Origin of the sequence: Vibrio sp. RE86, assembly GCF_013114545.1 — a bacterium.
In the GTDB taxonomy this organism is placed as follows: Bacteria; Pseudomonadota; Gammaproteobacteria; order Enterobacterales; family Vibrionaceae; genus Vibrio.
Genome location: NZ_VTXI01000027.1, coordinates 20226 through 41554 on the forward strand (window position 1 = coordinate 20226; position 21329 = coordinate 41554).

Here is a 21329-nt window from a genome sequence, read left to right on the forward strand (position 1 = left end):
GTGTAGTAGAGCCTGATTATCGTTTCAGTTGTGCGACAAAATAGATTATGTGTGGCTAGTGAGTTTTAGTCGAGAGGAAATAGTTATGGATATGCATGTTTGGCTCGCTTATGTGGTAACTGCGATAGTTTTTAGCCTTGCACCTGGCTCTGGTACCGTCAATTCAATCAGTAATGGTTTGAGTTACGGCACGCGACGCTCTCTTGCCGCGATAGCTGGTCTGCAAGTCGGACTGGCTATCCATATCATGCTGGTGGGCGCGGGTATTGGTGCCTTAGTCGCGCAGTCTGCGTTCGCGTTTAGTGTGATTAAATGGGTCGGTGCTGCCTATCTTGTTTGGCTGGGTATTCAGAAATGGCGTGATCACTCGAGTCTTGCTACCGCTGAAACTGAGGTGCAGTTATCAAGTGCGAATCTCATGCGTAACGCTATATTGATTAACTTAACTAACCCTAAGTCTATTGTATTCCTTGTGGCGTTATTTCCGCAGTTTATCGATCCCGCTAAAGATCAAGTCACACAGTTATTGGTACTAGGTGCAACGACAGTCGTGATTGATTCGATTGTAATGCTGGGCTACACCAGTTTGGCGGCACAAATGGGGCGTTTTATCCGTTCAGATAAGATCATGTCTAAAATAAACAAAGTCTTCGGCTCCATGTTCATGGGTTGTGGTGCTTTGCTTGCTGCTGCAAAAGCTTAAGAGATTTAGACCAACACGATGCCACAACGAATCAAAGAGACCTACGTTGCTCGCCAACCTATCTTGAATGCGAAGCGACAAACCCTTGGTTATGAGTTGCTGTTTCGTGACGGCGAAAAGAACGCTTACCCTGCCTATATTGATTCCAACCGAGCGACGTATCGTCTGATTGTCGAGAACTTCCTATCGGTTGGTACCAATCCAGGCTTAGCCTCTTCGAGATGCTTCATTAATTTTCCTCACGAAAGCCTTGTCAGAATGTTGCCTCTTTCATTGCCGAAAGAGCGCATTGTGGTCGAGGTGCTAGAAACCTGCACCCCAAATGATGAGCTACTGGCGGCAATCAAACAGCTTTATGCGAGTGGTTATTTGATTGCACTGGATGACTTCATCTATTCACCCGAGTGGGAGCGCTTTTTACCCTTTGTCCATATCGTCAAAATTGACATTATGGCGGTGGGTGTAGAGCAAGCGTGCGAGATGGTGAAAACACTTAAATCAAAAAGCAGTAAGCGTAAGTTCTTGGCCGAACGTGTTGAAACGGAAGCCGAATACTTGGCCACGCGTGCAGCGGGCTTTAGCTTCTTTCAGGGCTACTTCTTCAGTAAACCTGAAGTGGTGCGTCAGCGTTACTTGAGCCCAGAGCAGTTAATCGCAATGGAGCTGTTCAAAGAGGTATGCCGACCAGAGGTAGACTTTGAGAAAGTAGAAGTGATTGTGGCAAAGGATGTTGCTTTGTCCTACAAGCTGCTGCGCTTTGTAAACACCATGTCGGATAGGTTAGAAGTGCCGATTTCGTCGTTTCGCCAAGCCTTAGTTTATTTGGGCCAAGACAAATTGAAGATGTTTGTCTCGCTAGCCGTTGCCTCGTTTGTGTCTGCCAGCAAACCCAAAGAGCTCTACACTCTCTCTTTACAGCGTGCTCAGTTTTTTCTACTGATGGCTCGTGATAATCCATTTAGTGAATACCGAGACCAGGCGTTTTTAATCGGTCTATTTTCATTACTCGATGCGCTGCTTGATGTATCACTGGAGCAGCTGGTGGATCAGTTGCCACTTTGCCCATCAATTAAAGTCGCCCTGCTTAAGCGAGAAGGCCCTTATGGCCAGCTTCTTCAGCTTGAAGAGTGCTTTGAAAACGCAGATTGGCAAGGTGTGGTGAGCACATGTAAGAACTTGAACTTATCTGTGGATGACGTCTTGCCGCGTATTTCTCAAGCGCAGCGCTGGAGCCAAGAGCTCAACACCATCATCTGATCGCAACTCTCTTCTATTAAACTTTTATGACAATGCACATATATGGATTGACGTATATGTTATTTGATTTAATATATCTGTATATCCATATATGAGAATGTAAGTATGCTTCCTCACCAATTCTTTAAATTATTGTCCGATGAAACTCGAGTACGCTGTTTAATGCTGATTGTACGTCAGGAGTGTCTATCTGTCGGTGAGCTAACTGAAGCACTGCAAGAGAGTCAGCCAAAAGTCTCTCGTCACTTAGCGCAGTTGCGCTCAAACGGGATCCTAACGGACGTACGTCAGGGGCAATGGGTGTTCTACCGCTTGTCCAAAGATTTACCAGGTTGGATGCTAAAGTTAATTGACGACCTTATCGCATCGAACTGTTTGAAAACCGAATATCAGCAAGACATTGAGCGCCTAGAAGCGATGACTTCGCGCCCTCAATGCTGCGTTTAATCGAATATTTTTAGATTCACCACTAACTGAGAGAAATGAAAATGACAGTTAAAGTAGGTATTAATGGTTTTGGCCGTATCGGCCGTCTAGCACTTCGCGCAGCTTTTGATTGGGAAGAGCTAGAGTTTGTACAGATTAACGATGTTGCAGGTGATACAACAACACTTGCACACCTTCTAGAGTTCGATTCAGTTCAAGGTCGCTGGCACCATGAAGTAAAAGCTGAAGGTGATGAGATGATCATCAACGGTCAGCGTATTAAAACAACGCAAGAGCGTGATATTGACGCTATCGACTGGTCTGGCTGTGATGTTGTGATTGAAGCAACAGGCGTTCACCGTAAGACTTCTTTCCTAAACAAATACCTAGAGCAAGGCGTGAAACGTGTTGTGGTTTCTGCCCCTGTTAAAGAAGACGGCGTAGCGAACATCGTGGTGGGCGTTAACGATGAAATCTTTGACCCTGCGGTACACAAGATCGTGACAGCAGCATCTTGTACCACTAACTGTATCGCTCCAGTAGTGAAAGTGATCAACGAGAAGCTTGGTATCGAGAACGCGTCATTCACGACAATTCATGACCTAACTAACACGCAAACTATCCTAGACGCGCCGCACAAAGACCTACGTCGTGCACGTGCTTGTGGTATGAGCCTAATCCCAACAACAACAGGCTCTGCTAAGGCGATTGTTGAGATCTTCCCTGAGCTAGAAAACCGCATCAACGGCCACGCAGTACGTGTACCGCTAGCAAACGCGTCTCTTACTGACATCATCTTCGAAGTAAAACAAGACACGACAGCAGAAGAAGTCAACGCACTACTGAAAGAAGCATCTGAGAACGAGCTAAAAGGCATTCTTGGTTTTGAAGAGCGTCCACTTGTGTCTATCGACTACAAAGGTGACCAACGCTCTACAATCGTTGATGCACTGTCTACTATGCTGGTGGGTAAGCGTATGGTTAAGATCTACGCTTGGTACGACAACGAAATGGGTTACGCGACACGTACAGCTGAGCTAGTTCGTAAAGTAGGTTTGGTATAAGGGGAATACGACGATGACACATCCAACTTGGCAACTAGACCTTGAGAAAGGTGCACTTATCCTAACGCCGTGCCCAGGCACAAAAGAAGCGGATCTAGATTCATCACTCGCGCAGCTTAAAGCGCAAGGTGTTGAAGCTATCGTGACTGCTCTTGATGATGCAGAGCTTGCAAGCAAAGACGTTGCGGCACTTGGCGAAAAAACTCGTGCATTAGGTATGCAGTGGTTCCAGATCGAAATCGAAGACGACCGTGCTCCAGGTGCGGAGTTTACAGCGAAATGGCAAGCAGCAAGCCCAGAACTACATAAGATTGTAGATAACGGCGCAAACGTCGCAATGCATTGCATGGGCGGGTCAGGTCGTACAGGTCTATTCGCTGCGCATTTACTGCTAGAGAAAGGCTGGGATTTAGACAAGATCATCCAAGAAGTTCAAGCACTTCGTCCAGGTGCTTTTACTAAGCCAGTTCAGGTTGATTACATCAACGGTGTTGCTTCTGCGTAGCTCTTCATACTTGAATCTGCAGCGTTGTTAATTGCGCAAGTTCACCGGAACGCCGGGCGCCCTAATCACATAGAAGATCTATGCTCATAGGGCTGAACATGCTTGTTGCCTAGCTGCAGCTCCAATTATTTCGATTACGAGTTAAGAGGAAGTAAGGAATCAGAGCTTTTGGACACTCGCTCGTTTGTAGCTAGGGATGCCAAAAGCTCTTTTAGTTTGCATCTCGATACCTTATAGAACCCAGAGATTTGATATGTTCTCAAACCTAAGTAAAAGCGTCCGCCAATATATGTTGGTGACATTCAACTACTGGAACTTCACCATCACTGACGGTGCGTTGCGTATGCTGGTGGTACTGCACTTTTATGGTCTTGGTTACAGTTCACTAGAGATCGCCTCGCTGTTCCTTTTCTATGAATTCTTCGGTGTGGTGACTAACTTAGTAGGTGGCTGGCTAGGAGCGCGTCTTGGCCTGAATAAAACCATGAACCTCGGGCTTGGGATGCAGATTGTTGCATTGGCAATGCTTGCGGTACCAAGTGCGATGCTGACTATTCCTTGGGTGATGGCGGCACAGGCTTTGTCGGGTATTGCGAAAGACCTGAATAAGATGAGTGCGAAAAGCTCAATCAAGACTCTGGTGCCTGACGAGCAGCAAGGCGCTCTTTATAAGTGGATTGCGATTCTTACCGGCTCTAAAAATGCACTTAAGGGCGCAGGTTTCTTCGTCGGTGGTCTGTTACTGTCTCTAATTGGTTTCAAATATGCCGTGTTAGCGATGGCGGGTGTACTAACATTGGTCTTCATCGGCAGCTTACTGAGCCTTGAAGCGGACATGGGTAAGGCGAAAACCAAGCCTAAATTTAGTCAGCTGTTCTCGAAGTCTGAATCCATCAACATCTTATCTGCAGCGCGTATGTTCCTGTTTGGTGCTCGTGATGTATGGTTTGTGATTGCTCTTCCTATCTATTTAGGAAGCGTATTTGGATGGGATCACTCAATGGTGGGTGGCTTCCTAGCCGCTTGGACTATCGCTTACGGTTTTGTGCAGGGTATTGCACCTAAGATCACTGGTAAGGCGCAGGGTAAAGTTCCTGATGGTCATGCTGCGTTGTTGTGGGCTGGTGGTCTAGCATTAGTGACTGCAGGTATCGCTTACGCAGTCCAAATTGGTTGGCAGCCAGAGCTTGTCATCATCGGCGGTCTAATGCTGTTTGGTGCTATCTTTGCCGTGAACTCATCACTGCACTCTTACTTAATCGTAAGTTATGCCAAGGGTGATGGCGTGTCGTTGGATGTCGGCTTCTACTATATGGCCAATGCGATGGGTCGCTTGATTGGTACGATTTTGTCTGGATGGGTGTTCCAGATGGCAGGCTTGGCGGCTTGCTTGTGGGTATCATTTGCTTTCTTGGCTCTAACAACGCTGATCTCGATTAAGTTGCCGAAGGTGAAACAAGCTGCCACAGCGTAAGTGACTCTTTCTATTATTGACTAAAAGCTGACCAAGTTTAACACTCGGTCAGCTTTTTTATTGCTATATTCAATAGGTTATTGAATAAAGGTGTCAGTATGAGAGAAAGAGTTCTATTTTTCGATTTGCTTCGTTGTGTTGCCGCAGTGGCTGTTATAGCGATTCATGTATTGGCGCCTTATCGACATGAACTGGGTGTTATCCCTTTTGGTGAATGGGCAACAGCAGTTGGGGTGAATAGCGTTACACGCTGGGCAGTTCCCGTCTTTATCTTGATTACTGGCGCACTAATGCTGAGTGATACAAGGCCGTTTGATGCCAAGTATTACGTCAAACGCCGCCTAGGTAAGGTGCTTGTCCCTTTTCTGATCTGGTCTCTTTTCTATGCACTACTCTCCGGCCTGACTGCGACAGGGTATGATTATTCAATCACCTCTGAAGTTCTTGCGGAAAGCCCAAGTCATGCGACCTATTACCACCTAGGTTTCTTCTATTACTTCATCCCACTCTATTTTGTAATTCCATTGTTTCAGTTTGTGGTCAAGCAATCAGGGCCAAGCGCACTTTATGCGTTTGTGGCTGTGTGGTTACTCACTTCACTTCTGTACTTGATGAAGATAGATGGCCCATGGAGCAATGAGCTTTGGCTCTATAGTGGGTACTTACCTTTAGGTTACTTACTGTATCAGCGCGTGCCTTTAACCAAAGGCATGGTGTCTTTATTTGCACTGCTTGGCGGGGTGGCTCTGTTTATCACGGCGTACATGGTGATCACTAATAGCGTTGCAGCCGAGCAATATACAGTAGGGCGCTGGCTCTCATACAAAACCCTGAACGTGATTTTTGCGGCGAGTATGATCTTTATGCTGTGTCGTTATTTCGGTGAAGGGCTATCGTCTCAGGCCAATAAAGTAGTGGGTTTTATCAGCCAGCACAGTCTAGGGATCTATATCTTGCACCCTATCTTTTTATGGCCGATGAAAGAATTTGGTTGGTATCAGGGGCATCCTGCTTGGGTTATTCCTGTGTGGATTGTTCTAAGCGGCGGTGGGGCACTTATGCTGAGTAGTTTACTGGCCAAATCGGCCAAAACACGCTGGCTGTTGCCTTAGCGCTTCATCGCAAAGTGTAAGAACTTATCACCTTGGTAGGTTAGGGTACCTTGATCTCCAGGGTTTAAAGCGTGAAAGTAATGGATTCCGACTTGGAACTCGCGTTTTGGGCCAAGTCGTCCTTTCTGCACATAAATCCAATACTCCTGATCCTCTTGTCCTGGCTGCACATCTTCCACATCGATTGATTGCTTATCTAAGATGGTGACATCAGCGGTTTGCTCTGGTGCGTTCTCTCCTTGGATGTGTTTTCGGTAGAAATGGACAAAAGCCCAACCACTGGCAAGGCAACAAATCACAATGGCGATAAATAGGGATACAGGCATGCTTGAAGTTCTCTTCTCAATTGTCTTTTTATTTTAGCCTGATTCTATTTGTGATTCTGGGTATGAGTCTTGCTGTAAAAATAAAACGCACAGTAACGGATATTTCTTCGAGTCATATCACGATAAATGGCGCTTCGATAATTATGAGAGCTTGAGTTTAACTATTGATTCTTCTGCACAAATTTACTTGCAACTTAGAGAAAAAGTGGGAGAGTAGATAGAAGTAGGGCCAAATACCGCTAAACTAACTAGCGATGGAGGGAAACTATGTCAGATATTGAGAAAGTGGTTGTGCGAACCCGTCGTATCGAGAAGCTTCTCCGCACCCAGTATCATGCTGATGGGAAAGGATTACACCAACTGATTACCAGTTGTGAGGAACGCTTGCCTCATGATGTGATCGGTAAGCTGAGATACATCGCGACCATTCGTAATAAGATTGTCCATGAGGATGATTACAAGCTAGATAGCCGAAAAGATTTTTTGACCACATGTGATGAGTGTGAAAAAGAGCTAACCCCGAGAAGTAATCGCTTTATTTGGCGTGCAGCCATCACCTTAATGACCTTGATTACTCTTGCAGCGCTTCTGTTCTATTATGCGCATTGGGACGTGTTGTCTAAGCACCTTTAGTCAAAGCGTTAAAACTAGCGCTTTGAATACCTGTGTCATAATTAGACATACGGTTGATTTTTAAATCAAAAATCACAATTGGTAGGCTTTAAAACAAAAAGGGACGCAGCTGCGTCCCTTTTTGTTTTTCGATTTTGACTTAGTACATCATCGGCAGTGTCATTAAGCCTACGACTACTGCGATCATTACAAGTCCTTGTTTTTGTGAAGAAGAAATCATAGCACTGCTCCTTTAATATGATGTTTTATCTTATGGGTATTAGAATAGCAGTATTTTACTAACTTGATCAAGCTATTTGTTCTCTAAGCTCTAAAAGTACAGGTTTTCTGACATTAAAATGACCTTTAATGAACAGCTTTTCTTGTTCTTATAAAATTAGGATTGACTGTTTGTTAATCTTATTTTGGTGTGATTTCATTTCAAGTCATTGTTTTGTTTGAATTTTGTGTGTGTTTTTATTTTGTTAAATAATGATTTGTTTGGTTTTTGATGTTTAGGTGGCTCACTGTGGCTTTAGATCTTTATTTTGCTTTCCTTATTTTATCGAATGCCAATGAAAGAGGAGGTTTTTGAGCGATGCTTGCTAAGGTTATATGAAATTTATAGGTTAAATTTAAATTGGTCTATTTTTATTCATTCTTTGTTTGATCGTAAGTTATTGTTTTAATTATGACTTTGTTCATTATTGATGGTGGGATATTCTTGTTTTATTGGATTTTTCCTGTTGGTTATTACCACGGAGGGTAAAGTCTAGTTAATCACTTGTTTATCATTCTATTGCTGATGCGTCCTGTCGGTCCCTTTGGTTAGCAACTTCCATTGTGAGATCTAATAAGTCATATCAAGATCCAAGTTTTGCCTCCTTACAGTAGACATCTTTTACTTGCTGCCTACACTAGCAGCTCAATTTTTATTGAGGTGTTCGAATGTGGAGCTGGCTATCGGTTGCCTTATCTGGGTATATCAGTATTTCCGCGAATGAAAGTAATCATGTAAAACAAGCTGTCGTGTTTAAAACGATGTCCCTAGTCATGCTAGTGGTCATGCTGTGGAGCCAAACGCCAAAAGCAGACATGGCGATATGGTGGGTCACAGTAGGCTTGGTGATCTCTATGGTCGCTGATGGGCTTTATATTGCTAAGAAACACCTCAAGCTTTGCTTTGCTGGTTTTATTGCTGCACAACTGAGCTACAGCGCCGCTTTTTGGTGCGAACTGTCTGGGGATATCGTCTGGTGGCTACCTGCGATGTTACTCGGTATTGGCGTTGTTGGCTTTTTCTTGCTTCTGCCTAAAATTGATCGACTTATCTTTCCTGTCGTGATGATGGGGATGGTCCTGCTACAACTAAATTGGGCGGCTGGTGAAGTTTGGCTACTTAACGGTGGCATCGCGAGTGCGTTGGGTTTTGTCGGGACGATGACTCTGACCTTATCCGCTATTTTGTTAGCGATTCATGACTACCGTTACCCGATCTGCAAAGGGCGTTACCTTATCTCTGGCAGTTATCTGCTAGCGCATAGTTTTATTACGGCCTCTCTGGTTATCTAAAATCAAAGAAAATTTCTTGTTGTTCGATATCCTCTCTTCATAGGTCTTTGAGAGGATATTTTATGTCGACTGAAATTCATGCCCATAAGGTTCTAAACTTATTGAGAGAGCGTCCAATGTCTAAAGAAGAATTGGGCAGTGCGGTGAACGATACGTTTGGTGATGGTGCACGCTTTCGTACTTGTAAGTGTGACGGTTTCACGCTTGATAGCTTGTTAGCGTTTTTTCTTGAGCGTGAAAAAGTGATTGTGGAAGAGGGTATTTGGCGTGTTAATGCCGAGCGTGTTTGCAGCCATTAATTGATATAGCGATGCCACTTGCGTTCTCGTAGAGATTAATTTTCTTAACGCCTCCAAATCGTAGGATGAGATTGTTATACTTCGCCGACTTTTTTCTGCGCTCGATATATAACGTTTCTGGAGGCTTTATACATGGACATTCTTTCTGCCGCGACCATGCTCTTTCTGATCATGGATCCGCTTGGCAATCTACCTATCGTCCTATCGATCTTGAAGCACCTAGATCCAAAGCGTCGACGTATCGTTTTGATTCGCGAGCTCTGTTTTGCTCTGGGCATTTTGCTGTTGTTCTTATTTGCGGGTAAGAACATTCTTAACTTCCTTCATGTTCAGCCTGAAACCTTGAGTATCTCGGGAGGTATCATCCTGTTTATCATCGCGATTAAGATGATTTTCCCAAGTGGCGGTAGCATTGTTGGCCTAGCAGCAGGCGAAGAACCTTTCTTTGTACCAATGGCAATTCCAATGATTGCAGGCCCATCTGTGATTGCAGCGATTTTGCTACTCTCGAGTCAGCACCCAGACAATCTATTAGAGCTTTCAGGTGCTGTGATGCTGGCATGGGGCGCGACATTCTTTATTTTGATGTTCTATAACTTCTTCCACCGAATCTTGGGTGAACGCGGCCTTAAAGCGGTTGAAAGATTGATGGGCTTATTGCTGATAATGATTTCGACCCAAATGTTCCTTGATGGGGTTAAGAGCTATTTGATGTAAGTAGAATCAATAAAAAACGCCGCTCTACAGTAGAGCGGCGTTTTTGTTTATTTCATCATGTACTTACGACGAATATCGAGTAGGGCGAAGATACCAAATATGAGTATCGACCACTTTTCCCATTTGCTCATATCAATCTTGTCACCAAAAGCGCCGATGAAAATAAGCATCTGTAAGCCATGCATGAAAAAGAGAAAAGCTGCCATGATGTAAAGTGCGATGGCGGCATTGCCTGGGAACGGCATAAAGATGTTAAACAGCAAAATAAACCAAACGAAGCCAATCGCTGCTTTTGCCAGTAAAAGTAATGCTTTCATTACGACTTCCTTATTAATGTTGTTGTCGCTCAAACAGTCGGTAACAGACTTGACCCGCGGTCTTCTCTCTATGCAGGTGCCAGTGTGCTGGAATGGAGCCTAAAGCCAACTCTTTTTCTGTTTCAATATAAATCATAGCGTCATCAGCGAGCCACCCATTGCTTTCCAAGAGCTCAACGGCTTCATCGAGCAGACCTTTACGAAAAGGAGGATCGATAAAGACAACGTGATGAGGTGTTCCCGGCTGCTTTAAGTAACTCAGCGCATCAGTGTTGATGGCTTGTAAGTTATCGCCTTTAAGTGAGGCGATATTGGTTTGCAGCTGTTTGAAGGCTTGTGGGTTTAGCTCAAGCAAAGTGACCATTTCAGCTTGGCGAGAAGCCGCTTCAAAGCCCAAACCACCTGAACCTGCAAACAAGTCTAGGCATTTTGCACGTGGCACATCTTGCGCAAGCCAGTTAAACAGCGTCTCTTTGACACGGTCAGTGGTTGGTCTAAGACCTTCGGCATCATGAACAGGCAGTTTTCTTCCTCTCCATAAGCCGCTAATAATACGAACAAAGCCTGTTGATGGCTTTTTTTGTGATGTGTTTTGCTGGCGACGTCTTACCATAGATTTTTTGACCGCTAATAAAGTGATACTATACCCAGTCGCTCAGCAGTTAAGCCCTGAGTACAGCCCAAATTTGTTGATGCCAAAGTGTATACCATCACTCTAGTAGTGAAAACTTTTCACTTTGTTGTCATTTATCTTTTCTGAGTCGGGATAATACCCACAGAAAAGAGTCTGATTAAATTAAGACGATCTAGGATAGCCCCAGATGACGGAAAAAAAGAAGCGCGGATTACTCTCTTGGCTTGGTTTTGGCGATGAAGAACAAGCAAAACAATCCGTAGAAGAAAAAGAACAGATTGAGACTGGTACACAGCAACAAGACACTGAAGTTGTTGAAGAGACCGTCGAAGAAGTTAAAGCTCAACCTGCAGAAGCAGAAGCAGAAGCAGAAGCAGAAGCAGAAGTAATCGAAGAAACGCCTCAAGAGGTGGTGGAGCCTCAGCAGCCAAGAGTGGCAGAGCAAGAGAAGCCAACCGAAAGCTTCTTCGCTCGCTTAAAGCGTAGCTTGGCACGCACAAAAGCGAATATTGGCGCAGGTTTCTTTGGTTTGTTCAAAGGCAAAGAAATTGATGATGAGCTGTTTGAAGAGCTTGAAGAACAGTTACTGATTGCCGATGTGGGCATGGATACCACATTAAAAATCATTAATAACCTGACAGAGAAAGCGTCTCGCCAAGATCTGAAAGATGGTGAAGCTTTGTATGGTCTACTAAAAGAAGAGATGGCCGAGATCTTATCAACGGTAGAAAAGCCGCTTGAAGTGGATACGACAAAAACACCTTACGTGATCTTAATGGTTGGCGTAAATGGTGTCGGTAAAACAACCACGATTGGTAAACTTGCCAAACAGTTCCAAGCTGAAGGTAAGAAAGTGATGCTTGCTGCGGGTGATACTTTCCGCGCTGCAGCTGTAGAGCAGCTGCAAGTTTGGGGTGAACGTAACAATGTTCCGGTTGTGGCTCAGCATACTGGTGCTGACAGTGCATCGGTTATTTATGATGCGATTGAATCGGCGAAAGCAAAAGGTGTGGATGTTGTTATTGCTGATACAGCGGGTCGCTTACAAAACAAAGCGAACCTAATGGAAGAGCTGCGCAAGATTGTCCGCGTGATGCAGAAAGTCGATGGTTCTGCGCCGCATGAAATCATGCTGACGCTTGATGCCGGTACCGGTCAAAATGCCATTAGCCAAGCTAAACTGTTTAGTGATGTTGCACCGTTAACGGGTATTACACTAACCAAGTTAGACGGTACAGCTAAAGGTGGTGTGATCTTCGCGCTAGCGGATCAGTTCCAAATTCCAATTCGCTATATTGGTGTGGGTGAAGGCATTGATGACCTGCGTCCATTTGAAACACAAGAGTTTATCGACGCTCTATTTAGCCGAGAAGACTAATACCCATAAGACTAAAAGCCGCAGTGTTGTGAAACCTCTGCGGCTTTTTGGCGACAACTACTGTTAAGACGTTCGTAAGAGGGATTTCGGGTGATAAAATTTCAGCAAGTGAGTAAAGCTTACCGTGGTGGTCGACAAGCTTTGCAAAAGGTCGATTTTCACCTTCGTCGTGGTGAGATGGCTTTTCTTGGCGGTCATTCTGGTGCCGGTAAGAGTACGTTGCTCAAGTTGATTTGTGCCATAGAGCGTCCTACCGACGGTAAGATTAGCTTTAATGATCACGACATCACACGAATTCCCAGCAAAGACATCCCATTCTTGCGCCGAAACATTGGCATAGTGTTTCAAGACCATCGCTTACTGATGGACCGCAGTGTGTTTGATAACGTGGCACTGCCGATGCGTATTGAATCCATTTCTGAAAATGAGATTAAGCGTCGTGTCTCGGCTGCGCTAGACAAAACTGAGCTGCTAGACAAAGCCAAATGTTTGCCAAGCCAACTGTCGGGCGGTGAGCAGCAACGAGTGGGTATTGCTCGTGCAGTCGTGAATCGACCGACCTTGCTGTTAGCGGATGAGCCGACAGGTAACTTAGATCCTGATTTATCTAACCGAGTTCTAAAGTTGTTTGAAGAGTTCAACCGAGCGGGGGTAACGATTCTTTTAGCAACGCACGACTTGGGGTTAGTGAACACTCGCCCACAGTACCGTCATCTAGAACTAAACCAAGGTTTTTTGAGTGAGGTTGAAGATTATGGCCGCTAATACTCGTAACAAGAAAACCAATACATCACGCACTAAAAATCGCGTTAAGCGTGATAGCTTTATTACTGTTCATTTCAAGCAAGCAAAAGCTTCACTTCGAGAGTTCTGGCTTCGTCCACTGGGCAATATGCTGACATTGGCGGTTATCTCAATGGCATTGGCTATGCCTTCGGCACTTTATCTTCTTGGTAAGAATATTTCTGAAGCCTCAAGAAATGTAACCAGCCCATCGCAAGTGAGTGCTTACATAAAAGAGCAGACCCCTGAAGCGCGCGTTATGGTGCTCAAAGACCAACTGGAAAGTTCTCTTGATATTAGCAGCGTGGAATATGTTTCCCCGCAGCAAGGTCTTGATGATCTCAGCCAATACTCCGGCTTTGAACGTGCGATCACTATGCTGGATGATTACGCGCTGCCTGGTGTATTAGTGATTACCCCAAGTAGTGACGATAAAGAAGCGATTAAGAGGTTAGCTGATCGCGTTGCAACGGAAGAGGGGATTACCGATGTTCGTTTGGATGAAGATTGGCTAACTCGTCTGGATGCGATCAAGAATCTAGTAGCGGGTATTGTCGTCACGCTATCTGTGTTGATGTTGGGTTCAGTCTTTCTAATTGTGGGCAATACACTGCGTTTTAACGTATTAGCCAATAAAGAAGAAATTCAAACGATGAAGCTGATTGGTGCAACCAATAGCTACATTCTTCGCCCTTACCTCTATTCAGGGATGTGGTTTGGCTTACTTGGCGCCATCATAGCGTGGGTTTTGACTGCGGTAATCACAGTTTTGCTTAATAACAGTGTTGAGCAATTGGCCTTACTGTATGATAGCCGCTTTAGGTTGGTCGGGCTGAGTTGGGATGAATCCCTACTACTTGTCATGCTAGGCACTTTCCTTGGTTGTCTTGCTGCTAGAGTGTCAGCGCAGCGCCATTTGAAAGAAATTGAGCCCGTTTAAATTGAACCTGTTTATTTTGCTGCTGTCATAATATTGAAAAAAGTACACGCTACCGTGTACTTTTGTCTTGTGTAGACAGTTTGTTTATGCATAATAACTTTCCCCCTGCTTGAAACCTGTTCACTTTAGGTTCAAGATTGATGGGTTAAAAATAACTCCAGATCAGAGATTGATGAGGAACTGAATGACAAATCAAGCATACCCAATGGCAGCTGTGACTCAAGATAGCTTAGATAGCTACATTCGATCAGCCAACAGCTACCCAATGCTAACTCCTGAAGAGGAGCGTGATTTAGCAGAGAGACTGCATTACGACGGTGAAATCGAGGCAGCAAAAGGGTTAATCCTTTCGCACCTGCGTTTTGTTGTGCACGTAGCTCGCGGTTATTCAGGTTATGGCCTGCCAATGGCTGACCTTGTTCAAGAAGGTAATATTGGTCTGATGAAGGCGGTTAAGCGCTTTAACCCTGAAGTGGGTGTTCGCTTGGTGTCATTCGCAGTTCACTGGATCAAAGCTGAGATCCATGAATATGTGCTTCGTAACTGGCGTATCGTTAAGATTGCAACCACCAAAGCGCAACGCAAACTGTTCTTCAACTTACGTAAATCGAAAAAGCGTTTAGGCTGGTTCAACAATGGTGAAGTTGAAACAGTGGCAAGAGAGCTAGGTGTTGAGCCTTCTGAAGTTCGTGAAATGGAATCTCGTTTAGCAGCGCAAGACGCAACGTTCGAGATGCCAACTGACGATGATGATGCTGGTACTTCATATACAGCGCCAATGGTTTATCTAGAAGATAAATCATCCGATGTTGCAGACAACGTTGAAGCAGCAAACTGGGAAGCGCACACTAACAATCGTTTAGGTCTAGCACTTAAGAGCCTAGATGAGCGTAGCCAACACATTGTTCGTTCTCGTTGGTTAGATGACAACAAGTCAACGTTGCAAGAATTGGCAGAAACCTACAGCGTATCGGCTGAACGTATTCGTCAGCTTGAAAAGAACGCAATGAAAAAACTGAAAGCGGCGGTCGGTGAGTTTTAAGCCCTTTAGTTAATCAGAATCTTTAAAGCCGAGGTCATATGATCTCGGCTTTTTTATTGCCGATCATAAAGTGTGTTTTGTATCTAATACGTTGATCGAACAGCAAGCGATTGCCTGTGGGTAACTCTGTGGTAAATTTCTTTGCTATCTGTCAGAAAGCAGGGTGAATAAAGGCTTCAAGCGGCCATGTTTGATGGGGATACTTTCTTCTTTACACACAATCAAATAAGGATCATCACTATATATAGTGGATCCAGTATTAATAAAACACTTTATCAACGCAATCCACAGTTTTATCCACAGTTGATGAAAATATGATCTCTGGTGGATAACCTTACAGAGCCCGTGTACTTGTTGAGCACTGGATAGGTTACAATGGCGGCAAATAATATCGGTACGAAGAGAAAGAAAATGGACCAGTTCAAGCATATTGATGTCGAAGGTGCACACAACCTACTTCAAGAAGGAGAAGCGCGCATGGTAGACATCCGTGATCCTCAATCCTTTGCAGTTGCTCACGCAGAAGAGGCTTTTCACCTAACTAATGACTCAATCGTCTCTTTTATGGATGAAGTTGAGTTTGAGCAACCTGTCCTGGTTATGTGCTACCACGGGATCAGCAGCCAAGGCGCTGCCCAGTATTTGATTAACCAAGGCTTTGAGCAGGTGTATAGTGTTGATGGTGGCTTTGAAGCGTGGCAAAGAGCTCAACTACCGACACAGTCTAATTTAGGGTAAGCGTATGCACAGACTCATCTCTCTCAATAATCCAAGAATGGCTCAGGCCTTTATTGATTACATGGCCTCACGTCATATTGATGTTCAAATGATGCCTGAGGGAGAAGGGCAATTTGCTTTGTGGCTGACCGACAGCCAGTTATTGGTAGAAGTGGAAGCGGAACTGAATCATTTCTTATCTGATCCTTCCAACAGCAAATATCAAGCGGCATCGTGGGACATGGCGGAATCTCGAAAAAGTCAGTTTCGTTATAACTCCCCCAGCATGCTTGCGATGATTAAAGCCAAAGCTGGGCCTGTAACTTTGCTGGTTATGCTGGCTTGTTCGGTGATTTTTATCATGCAACAGCTTGGAGCGGGCAACGCTGTCTTTTCAATGCTTCATTTCCCCGCCTTTACTGGACAAGAATGGCAGTTATGGCGCTGGGTAAGCCATGCACTACTGCACTTTTCTGTCATGCACATCGCATTTAATTTACTCTGGTGGTGGCAGCTAGGTGGCGATATCGAGCAGAGGCTTGGTACTGGGAAACTTCTTCAATTGTTTGTTGTATCGGCTGCACTGTCAGGTGCAGGGCAGTACTGGGTTGAGGGCGCCAACTTTGGTGGCTTATCTGGGGTGGTTTATGCGTTAGTCGGCTACCTATGGATGATTGGCTACAAAGCGCCGCAACTAGGGCTGAACATACCGAAACCTATCATTGGGTTTATGCTTGTGTGGCTAGTGCTTGGATTTATGCAGCCCTTTATGGCGATTGCGAATACCGCTCACTTGGTCGGGTTATTATCTGGTGTTGCCATTGGCTTGCTAGATGCTAGTCGGGCCAATGCAAAATAATTAATACAAAAAGCGGCGATATACGCCGCTTTTTCGTTTTAACTAGACTCGGTTACTGATACAAGTATTTCGTGAACAGCAGATCGGCGATAATCGTTTTTCCAGTTTCAGGCAGCAGGGTTTCATTGAGCTGACTGACTAGAGTCTTACGCAAATCCTCACGCCCTGCCAATGAGGTAATGGTGTCTTCAGACTGTTTCCCCAATAGCTCAATCACAGCGTCTCTAATCAATGGTTGGTGCAATTCAATCACACTCAAATCTGCTTCACTGGCAACCATAATGTCTATACGGACTTGTATGTAACCAAGGCTGTTCCCCTTGGTATAGAAGTTGGTGGTTAAATCTGGCTCAAGTGTGAAATACGCCAGTTTGGTTGCAGCTTCCTCTTCTGCAAAACTTGGCAAGCTAACGAGTAGACTTAAAGCGCAAAATATTTGGGCTAGGTAACGTTTAATCATATTTATAACTTTTCTTTCTTCCAATCACGATACTCGAATCGCCTGAGTCTTGTTACAATAGAGCATCTATTTGTAATAAAAATGCGTTAATCACTCTGAGCAGTGGTTAACATCAGAGATCGAAGCTTTATTGTACGACGATATGGCTACTTATTGAATACTAGTATGAATCAATCGACTGCGCTTTATTTATCAGCATTACGTCAAGTTAATTGGCAACATCCTGATAATTTTAGCTTTCCAACACAAAGTGCAAAACAGTGGTTATTAGAACAGGGCTCATTATCACGTTTATTAGAGTCTTACTGCCAATCGTTGAGCGTAGACTTGCTGCATAACAAAATCGTCAAAGCTGAAAAGCTTAATGAACAGGAAGTCTCGCTGTTGGCAAACGAGGAGTGTTTGCTGCGTAAGGTTGTTCTAAAAGGTGACGGTCAGGAGTGGGTATTAGGCCGTACCCTGATCCCGCAATCATCGATGGAAAATCAACAGTACGACTTGACTCAACAGGGTGACATTCCATTAGGCTTGACGGTGTTTAGCGCCAATGATGTTAAGCGTGATGCGTTGCAAGTTGGTGTGGTTGAGTTAGATGGCACGACGTTACTTGCTCGTCGCTCACGCTTGTGGATGAATCAAAAACCTATGTTGGTGGCAGAGTTGTTTCTGCCTACGGCCCCTATTTATACCAAGGAGAGTGTTTAATGACGTCGGATAAAGCGGTGGCTTTCTGGCAATTAATGCGCATGGATAAGCCTATTGGAACGTTACTCCTGCTTTGGCCTACGTTATGGGCTCTGATCATTTCAGCGCAAGGCATCCCTGATTTGAAAGTGCTGATTGTCTTTATATTAGGGGTGATCTTCATGCGGGCTGCTGGATGTGTGATTAATGATTTCGCTGATCGTAAAGTGGACGGCCATGTTAAACGCACCAAGCAACGTCCACTTCCATCTGGGCGTGTTTCATCGAAAGAGGCAATTGCGCTCTTTTTGGTGTTAGCGATCAGCTCATTTGTGCTGGTATTGAGCATGAATACGTTAACCATTCAGCTCTCTTTCGTCGGTATCGTACTGGCGTTTATCTACCCATTTATGAAGCGCTACACCCATTTGCCTCAGCTCTTTCTTGGCTTAGCATTCAGTTGGGCAATCCCAATGGCATGGGCTGCACAAGCGAATGAAGTGCCAATGATGGTGTGGTTTATCTTTGTTATTAATGCGCTTTGGACGATTGCCTATGACACGCAATACGCGATGGTCGATAGAGACGACGACTTAAAAATAGGTATCAAGTCGACCGCGATTTTATTTGGGCGCTTTGACAAGATGGTGATTGGAGCGCTTCAGTTAGTCACACTGGCGATGCTGATGTATGTGGGTACTTGGTATCAGTTAGGGGCGAGCTATTACTGGAGTCTGTTAGTGGCCGGTGCTTTGTTTGTCTTCCAGCAGCATTTGATTCGCCACCGTGATCGCGACTTATGTTTCAGAGCATTTTTAAACAATAACTATGTCGGCATGGTGGTGACCATCGGCTTGTTTATCGCATTCCTATAAAAAAGGGCATCCATTGGATGCCCTTTCTATTCTTACCAAAACCTTATGACTCAGTCACTTCGGTCGTTTGGTGAATACTCTCTTCAATGGTTAAGCGAACTTCTGGATAAAGCATCGAATAGAGAAGGCTAGCTAGCTGCTCACTCTTCGCATTATCGCAGTTTCCATCGTTGTCTAAGTAAGCTTGCTGTTTCAGCGTCGTAAACAGAGCAGAGAACACCCCTTTATCAAAGAACTCTGGGGCGTTAATGCCGTGTAGGCGGCCTAAACGTTGAGCAATGTCTTGGCTCTTTTGCTCAAGGTCAGCTTTACCAAACTCAGGATTAGCCACGAGCAGGTTCAGTGCAATTGAGTAACGTTGAAGTGTTTCTGTGATGGTACGGCCTAGCAGTACCAAAACTTGGCTGTTGGCTGGATTAATCGCGACTTGCTTATCTTCAGACAGGTTTAAAAGGCCTTGGCTTACTAGCTCATCAACATACGACTTAGTTAGAGCATCCAGCTTGTCTTCATCGACGCTCAAAAACAGTTCTTGCTTTAGGAACGGATAAATCAATGCGACGTTTTTCTGAATTTGCTCTAGCGATAGACTTTGATGGCGCACAAGCATCTGAGCAATTAGAGATGGCAGTGCCAACAAGTGAATAATGTTGTTGCGGTAGTAAGTCATCAAGATCGACTGATTGCGATCGAGAGAGACAATATCGCCCATGCTGTCGGTTTCGATCATAAACTTATCAAGAGACTGAGCATGCTTAACGAGTGATTCAGCATCATCCTCAGGCACTGTGTAAGTTGAAGAGTAAGGTACATTCTTCAAAATAGATAAGTAGCAGTCGATTTGATTAATCAAGCTATCGTGAGACAGTGCGCGTTGACGAGAAGCAAGCAGCGCCGTCGCACAAAGTGTTAAGGCGTTAGTCGCGGCAGCGTCATTGATGTGAGTCATCATCTTAGTGGCAAGGTCGTTCACCACTGGGTTCAACCATTGAGGTTTGCTTGAGCCCATAGGATCGATGTCTTTCGTCCATTCCGGAGCTTTGTCATTCAGATATTGGTTAAGCGGAATAGGCTCACCAAAGTTAACATAGCCTTGGCCGAAATTGCGCAGCTTACGGATAGTACGTAACACGAGACTCGCATTCTCTTTCTCTTTACGTTTACCGCGCAGCTCTTTCGCGTAAGTACCCACTTCCATTACGTGCTCATAACCGATATAAACAGGCACCAACGTCACTGGACGGTTTAGGCCACGGAGCATCGCTTGGATTGTCATCGCCAACATGCCCGTTTTCGCTTGCAATAGTCGGCCTGTACGCGAGCGTCCACCTTCACTGAAGTATTCAACCGAATACCCTTTAGAGAAGAGTTCAGCCAGATACTCACGGAAGATGGTTGAGTAAAGTTTATTGCCTTTAAAGCTACGGCGAATAAAGAACGCACCACCTCGGCGGAAAATAGGGCCAGCAGGGAAGAAGTTCAGGTTAATACCCGCTGCAATGTGCGGTGGCACCATACCTTCACGATAAAGTACATATGACAGCAGTAGGTAATCCATGTGGCTACGGTGACAAGGGACATAAACAATCTCATGGCCATCTTGCGCGAGCTTACGAACGGTCGCTGCGTTGGTGATATTCAAACCTTGATAGATGCGATTCCATAGCCAACCAAGCGCTCGCTCACCGTTTTTGATCAGTGAGTAAGAGAAGTCAGCCGCAATCTCATCCATCATGGCATGCGCTTCTTTGCGCGCTTTCTCTATCGAGATGTTTTTCGCTTTCGCTTCATCTTCAATTGCTTTCTCAATCGCTTTCGATTTCATTAAGCGGTTAAACAGAGCTTGTCGATTTGGCAAGTTAGGACCAGAAGCCGCTAACTTTTGACGTGAAAAGTGGATACGAGCCACGCGCGCTAACTTATGAGCGATAGATTGATCAGTGCCGTGTGAATCCGCCATGTAGCGAAGTGAAACCACTGGGCTGATACGAATCAGACAGTCACGCCCTGCTAGCAGCATTGCTTTGGCTTTTTGCGGCCCATTGAGCGATTGAAGGTAAGGCTTGTGTGAAGACTCTTTACCTGGCTTTCGACCCCAAAGTACAGTCGTTGGGATAATTTGCACATCCAGTTCAGAATCAAACTGGTGCAATTCTAGCAAGTCCGAGAATAGAGTGACGGAATCGCTTGGTACATCGGCATCATTACCGACAACAGTATCGCGCACAGAAGTAAAGACATAACGGTTGAATGACTTACCGTTTATCTCTACAGGTTCAAGAGGATCAGGCAGTCCTAGTTTGACTACTTGAGATTGTAGTGCAAGCAAATCCACATCAGAGCGATATGGTAGGGCGTAGACAATGGGCTTGTTTGTATCAATGCTATGATCTTCAATTGGGTTTGAAGGAATAGTGGTCCCTTTCACTAATACTGACATTGGCAGTTTTAGCAGAGAACGCGATAACATTCGTCCAGAAGACATAAGGTTCTTAGCCTCGAATAGATGTTGTGCATAAGCGCATGACAGACAGTCTAACTATAGATGCCGTAGTGCACTTAGGCGGGTATTT

At 44.8% G+C, this 21329-nt stretch carries 24 protein-coding genes; 19 read left to right on the plus strand and 5 right to left on the minus strand.

The annotated features are described in order from the left end of the window. Positions 1–85 precede the first annotated feature (85 nt). From rhtB to F0231_RS19055, 7 genes are all read left to right on the plus strand, one after another. Positions 86–703, plus strand: coding sequence for a homoserine/homoserine lactone efflux protein (rhtB, locus tag F0231_RS19025; protein ID WP_171761271.1), 618 nt, complete (start codon positions 86–88; stop codon positions 701–703). Positions 704–721: 18 nt separating this feature from the next. Continuing rightward, on the plus strand, positions 722–1960 hold the full coding sequence (locus F0231_RS19030) for an EAL and HDOD domain-containing protein (protein WP_216612342.1): 1239 nt from the start codon (positions 722–724) through the stop codon (positions 1958–1960). A gap of 105 nt (positions 1961–2065) precedes the next feature. Further along, the gene (locus F0231_RS19035) at positions 2066–2407 is read left to right on the plus strand and encodes a helix-turn-helix transcriptional regulator (RefSeq protein ID WP_171761272.1); all 342 of its coding nucleotides are present in this window, start codon (positions 2066–2068) and stop codon (positions 2405–2407) included. Positions 2408–2448: 41 nt separating this feature from the next. Next, positions 2449–3450 carry an ArsJ-associated glyceraldehyde-3-phosphate dehydrogenase gene (locus F0231_RS19040; RefSeq protein WP_171761273.1) on the plus strand — a complete coding sequence of 334 codons (1002 nt, stop codon included), beginning with the start codon at positions 2449–2451 and terminating at the stop codon, positions 3448–3450. A 13-nt stretch (positions 3451–3463) separates the two neighbouring features. After that, a complete protein-coding gene (locus F0231_RS19045; RefSeq protein WP_171761274.1) occupies positions 3464–3955 on the plus strand; it encodes a cyclin-dependent kinase inhibitor 3 family protein in 492 nt (163 codons plus the stop codon). Positions 3956–4208: 253 nt separating this feature from the next. Then, positions 4209–5429: an organoarsenical effux MFS transporter ArsJ gene (arsJ, locus tag F0231_RS19050; RefSeq protein WP_171761275.1), complete on the plus strand. Its 1221-nt coding sequence runs from the start codon at positions 4209–4211 to the stop codon at positions 5427–5429. 98 nt (positions 5430–5527) lie between these two features. Further along, entirely contained in the window at positions 5528–6541 is a 1014-nt protein-coding gene (locus tag F0231_RS19055; protein ID WP_171761276.1) for an acyltransferase, read from the plus strand. Here the strand turns inward: F0231_RS19055 and F0231_RS19060 are convergent. Beyond that, the gene (locus tag F0231_RS19060) at positions 6538–6867 is read right to left on the minus strand and encodes a DUF2500 domain-containing protein (RefSeq protein WP_171761277.1); all 330 of its coding nucleotides are present in this window, start codon (positions 6865–6867) and stop codon (positions 6538–6540) included. The two genes, F0231_RS19055 and F0231_RS19060, sit on opposite strands and share 4 nt — an antisense overlap. A gap of 267 nt (positions 6868–7134) precedes the next feature. Between F0231_RS19060 and F0231_RS19065 the strand changes: the two genes are divergently transcribed. The 4 genes from F0231_RS19065 to F0231_RS19080 all read left to right on the plus strand — a co-directional run bounded on the left by F0231_RS19065 (position 7135) and on the right by F0231_RS19080 (position 10067). Next, positions 7135–7500 (plus strand): DUF4145 domain-containing protein, encoded by a 366-nt coding sequence (locus F0231_RS19065; RefSeq protein ID WP_171761278.1) that lies wholly within the window; start codon positions 7135–7137, stop codon positions 7498–7500. 927 nt (positions 7501–8427) lie between these two features. After that, entirely contained in the window at positions 8428–9051 is a 624-nt protein-coding gene (locus F0231_RS19070; protein ID WP_171761279.1) for a lysoplasmalogenase, read from the plus strand. Positions 9052–9113: 62 nt separating this feature from the next. Continuing rightward, on the plus strand, positions 9114–9350 hold the full coding sequence (locus F0231_RS19075) for a YecH family metal-binding protein (protein WP_171761280.1): 237 nt from the start codon (positions 9114–9116) through the stop codon (positions 9348–9350). Positions 9351–9482: 132 nt separating this feature from the next. After that, positions 9483–10067: a YhgN family NAAT transporter gene (locus F0231_RS19080; protein WP_171761281.1), complete on the plus strand. Its 585-nt coding sequence runs from the start codon at positions 9483–9485 to the stop codon at positions 10065–10067. Between the two features lie 47 nt (positions 10068–10114). Here F0231_RS19080 and F0231_RS19085 read toward each other — a convergent pair whose 3' ends face one another. Then, on the minus strand, positions 10115–10384 hold the full coding sequence (locus F0231_RS19085; protein ID WP_171761282.1) for a DUF1145 domain-containing protein: 270 nt from the start codon (positions 10382–10384) through the stop codon (positions 10115–10117). Between the two features lie 13 nt (positions 10385–10397). After that, positions 10398–10997 (minus strand): 16S rRNA (guanine(966)-N(2))-methyltransferase RsmD, encoded by a 600-nt coding sequence (gene rsmD / locus F0231_RS19090; protein ID WP_171761283.1) that lies wholly within the window; start codon positions 10995–10997, stop codon positions 10398–10400. A 208-nt stretch (positions 10998–11205) separates the two neighbouring features. Between rsmD and ftsY the strand changes: the two genes are divergently transcribed. The 6 genes from ftsY to glpG all read left to right on the plus strand — a co-directional run bounded on the left by ftsY (position 11206) and on the right by glpG (position 16737). Further along, positions 11206–12396, plus strand: coding sequence for a signal recognition particle-docking protein FtsY (gene ftsY, locus F0231_RS19095; protein WP_171761284.1), 1191 nt, complete (start codon positions 11206–11208; stop codon positions 12394–12396). A gap of 90 nt (positions 12397–12486) precedes the next feature. After that, entirely contained in the window at positions 12487–13161 is a 675-nt protein-coding gene (gene ftsE / locus F0231_RS19100) for a cell division ATP-binding protein FtsE (RefSeq protein ID WP_171761285.1), read from the plus strand. Further along, on the plus strand, positions 13151–14119 hold the full coding sequence (gene ftsX, locus F0231_RS19105) for a permease-like cell division protein FtsX (protein ID WP_171761286.1): 969 nt from the start codon (positions 13151–13153) through the stop codon (positions 14117–14119). The genes ftsE and ftsX overlap by 11 nt, the downstream gene beginning before the upstream one ends. Before the next feature lie 184 nt (positions 14120–14303). Next, positions 14304–15161, plus strand: coding sequence for an RNA polymerase sigma factor RpoH (rpoH, locus tag F0231_RS19110; protein WP_171761287.1), 858 nt, complete (start codon positions 14304–14306; stop codon positions 15159–15161). A 411-nt stretch (positions 15162–15572) separates the two neighbouring features. Beyond that, entirely contained in the window at positions 15573–15899 is a 327-nt protein-coding gene (gene glpE / locus F0231_RS19115) for a thiosulfate sulfurtransferase GlpE (protein WP_171761288.1), read from the plus strand. A 4-nt stretch (positions 15900–15903) separates the two neighbouring features. Then, positions 15904–16737: a rhomboid family intramembrane serine protease GlpG gene (gene glpG / locus F0231_RS19120; RefSeq protein WP_171761289.1), complete on the plus strand. Its 834-nt coding sequence runs from the start codon at positions 15904–15906 to the stop codon at positions 16735–16737. Positions 16738–16789: 52 nt separating this feature from the next. Here glpG and F0231_RS19125 read toward each other — a convergent pair whose 3' ends face one another. Then, entirely contained in the window at positions 16790–17197 is a 408-nt protein-coding gene (locus F0231_RS19125; RefSeq protein WP_171761290.1) for a flagellar basal body-associated protein FliL, read from the minus strand. 165 nt (positions 17198–17362) lie between these two features. Between F0231_RS19125 and F0231_RS19130 the strand changes: the two genes are divergently transcribed. Both F0231_RS19130 and ubiA read left to right on the plus strand, forming a co-directional pair. Then, the gene (locus F0231_RS19130) at positions 17363–17902 is read left to right on the plus strand and encodes a chorismate lyase (RefSeq protein ID WP_171761291.1); all 540 of its coding nucleotides are present in this window, start codon (positions 17363–17365) and stop codon (positions 17900–17902) included. Continuing rightward, entirely contained in the window at positions 17902–18756 is an 855-nt protein-coding gene (gene ubiA, locus F0231_RS19135) for a 4-hydroxybenzoate octaprenyltransferase (RefSeq protein WP_171761292.1), read from the plus strand. Before F0231_RS19130 ends, ubiA begins: the two co-directional genes overlap by 1 nt. A gap of 43 nt (positions 18757–18799) precedes the next feature. On the opposite strand, the gene plsB is transcribed toward ubiA, so the two are convergent. Next, entirely contained in the window at positions 18800–21241 is a 2442-nt protein-coding gene (gene plsB, locus F0231_RS19140) for a glycerol-3-phosphate 1-O-acyltransferase PlsB (RefSeq protein WP_171761293.1), read from the minus strand. Positions 21242–21329: the final 88 nt, after the last annotated feature.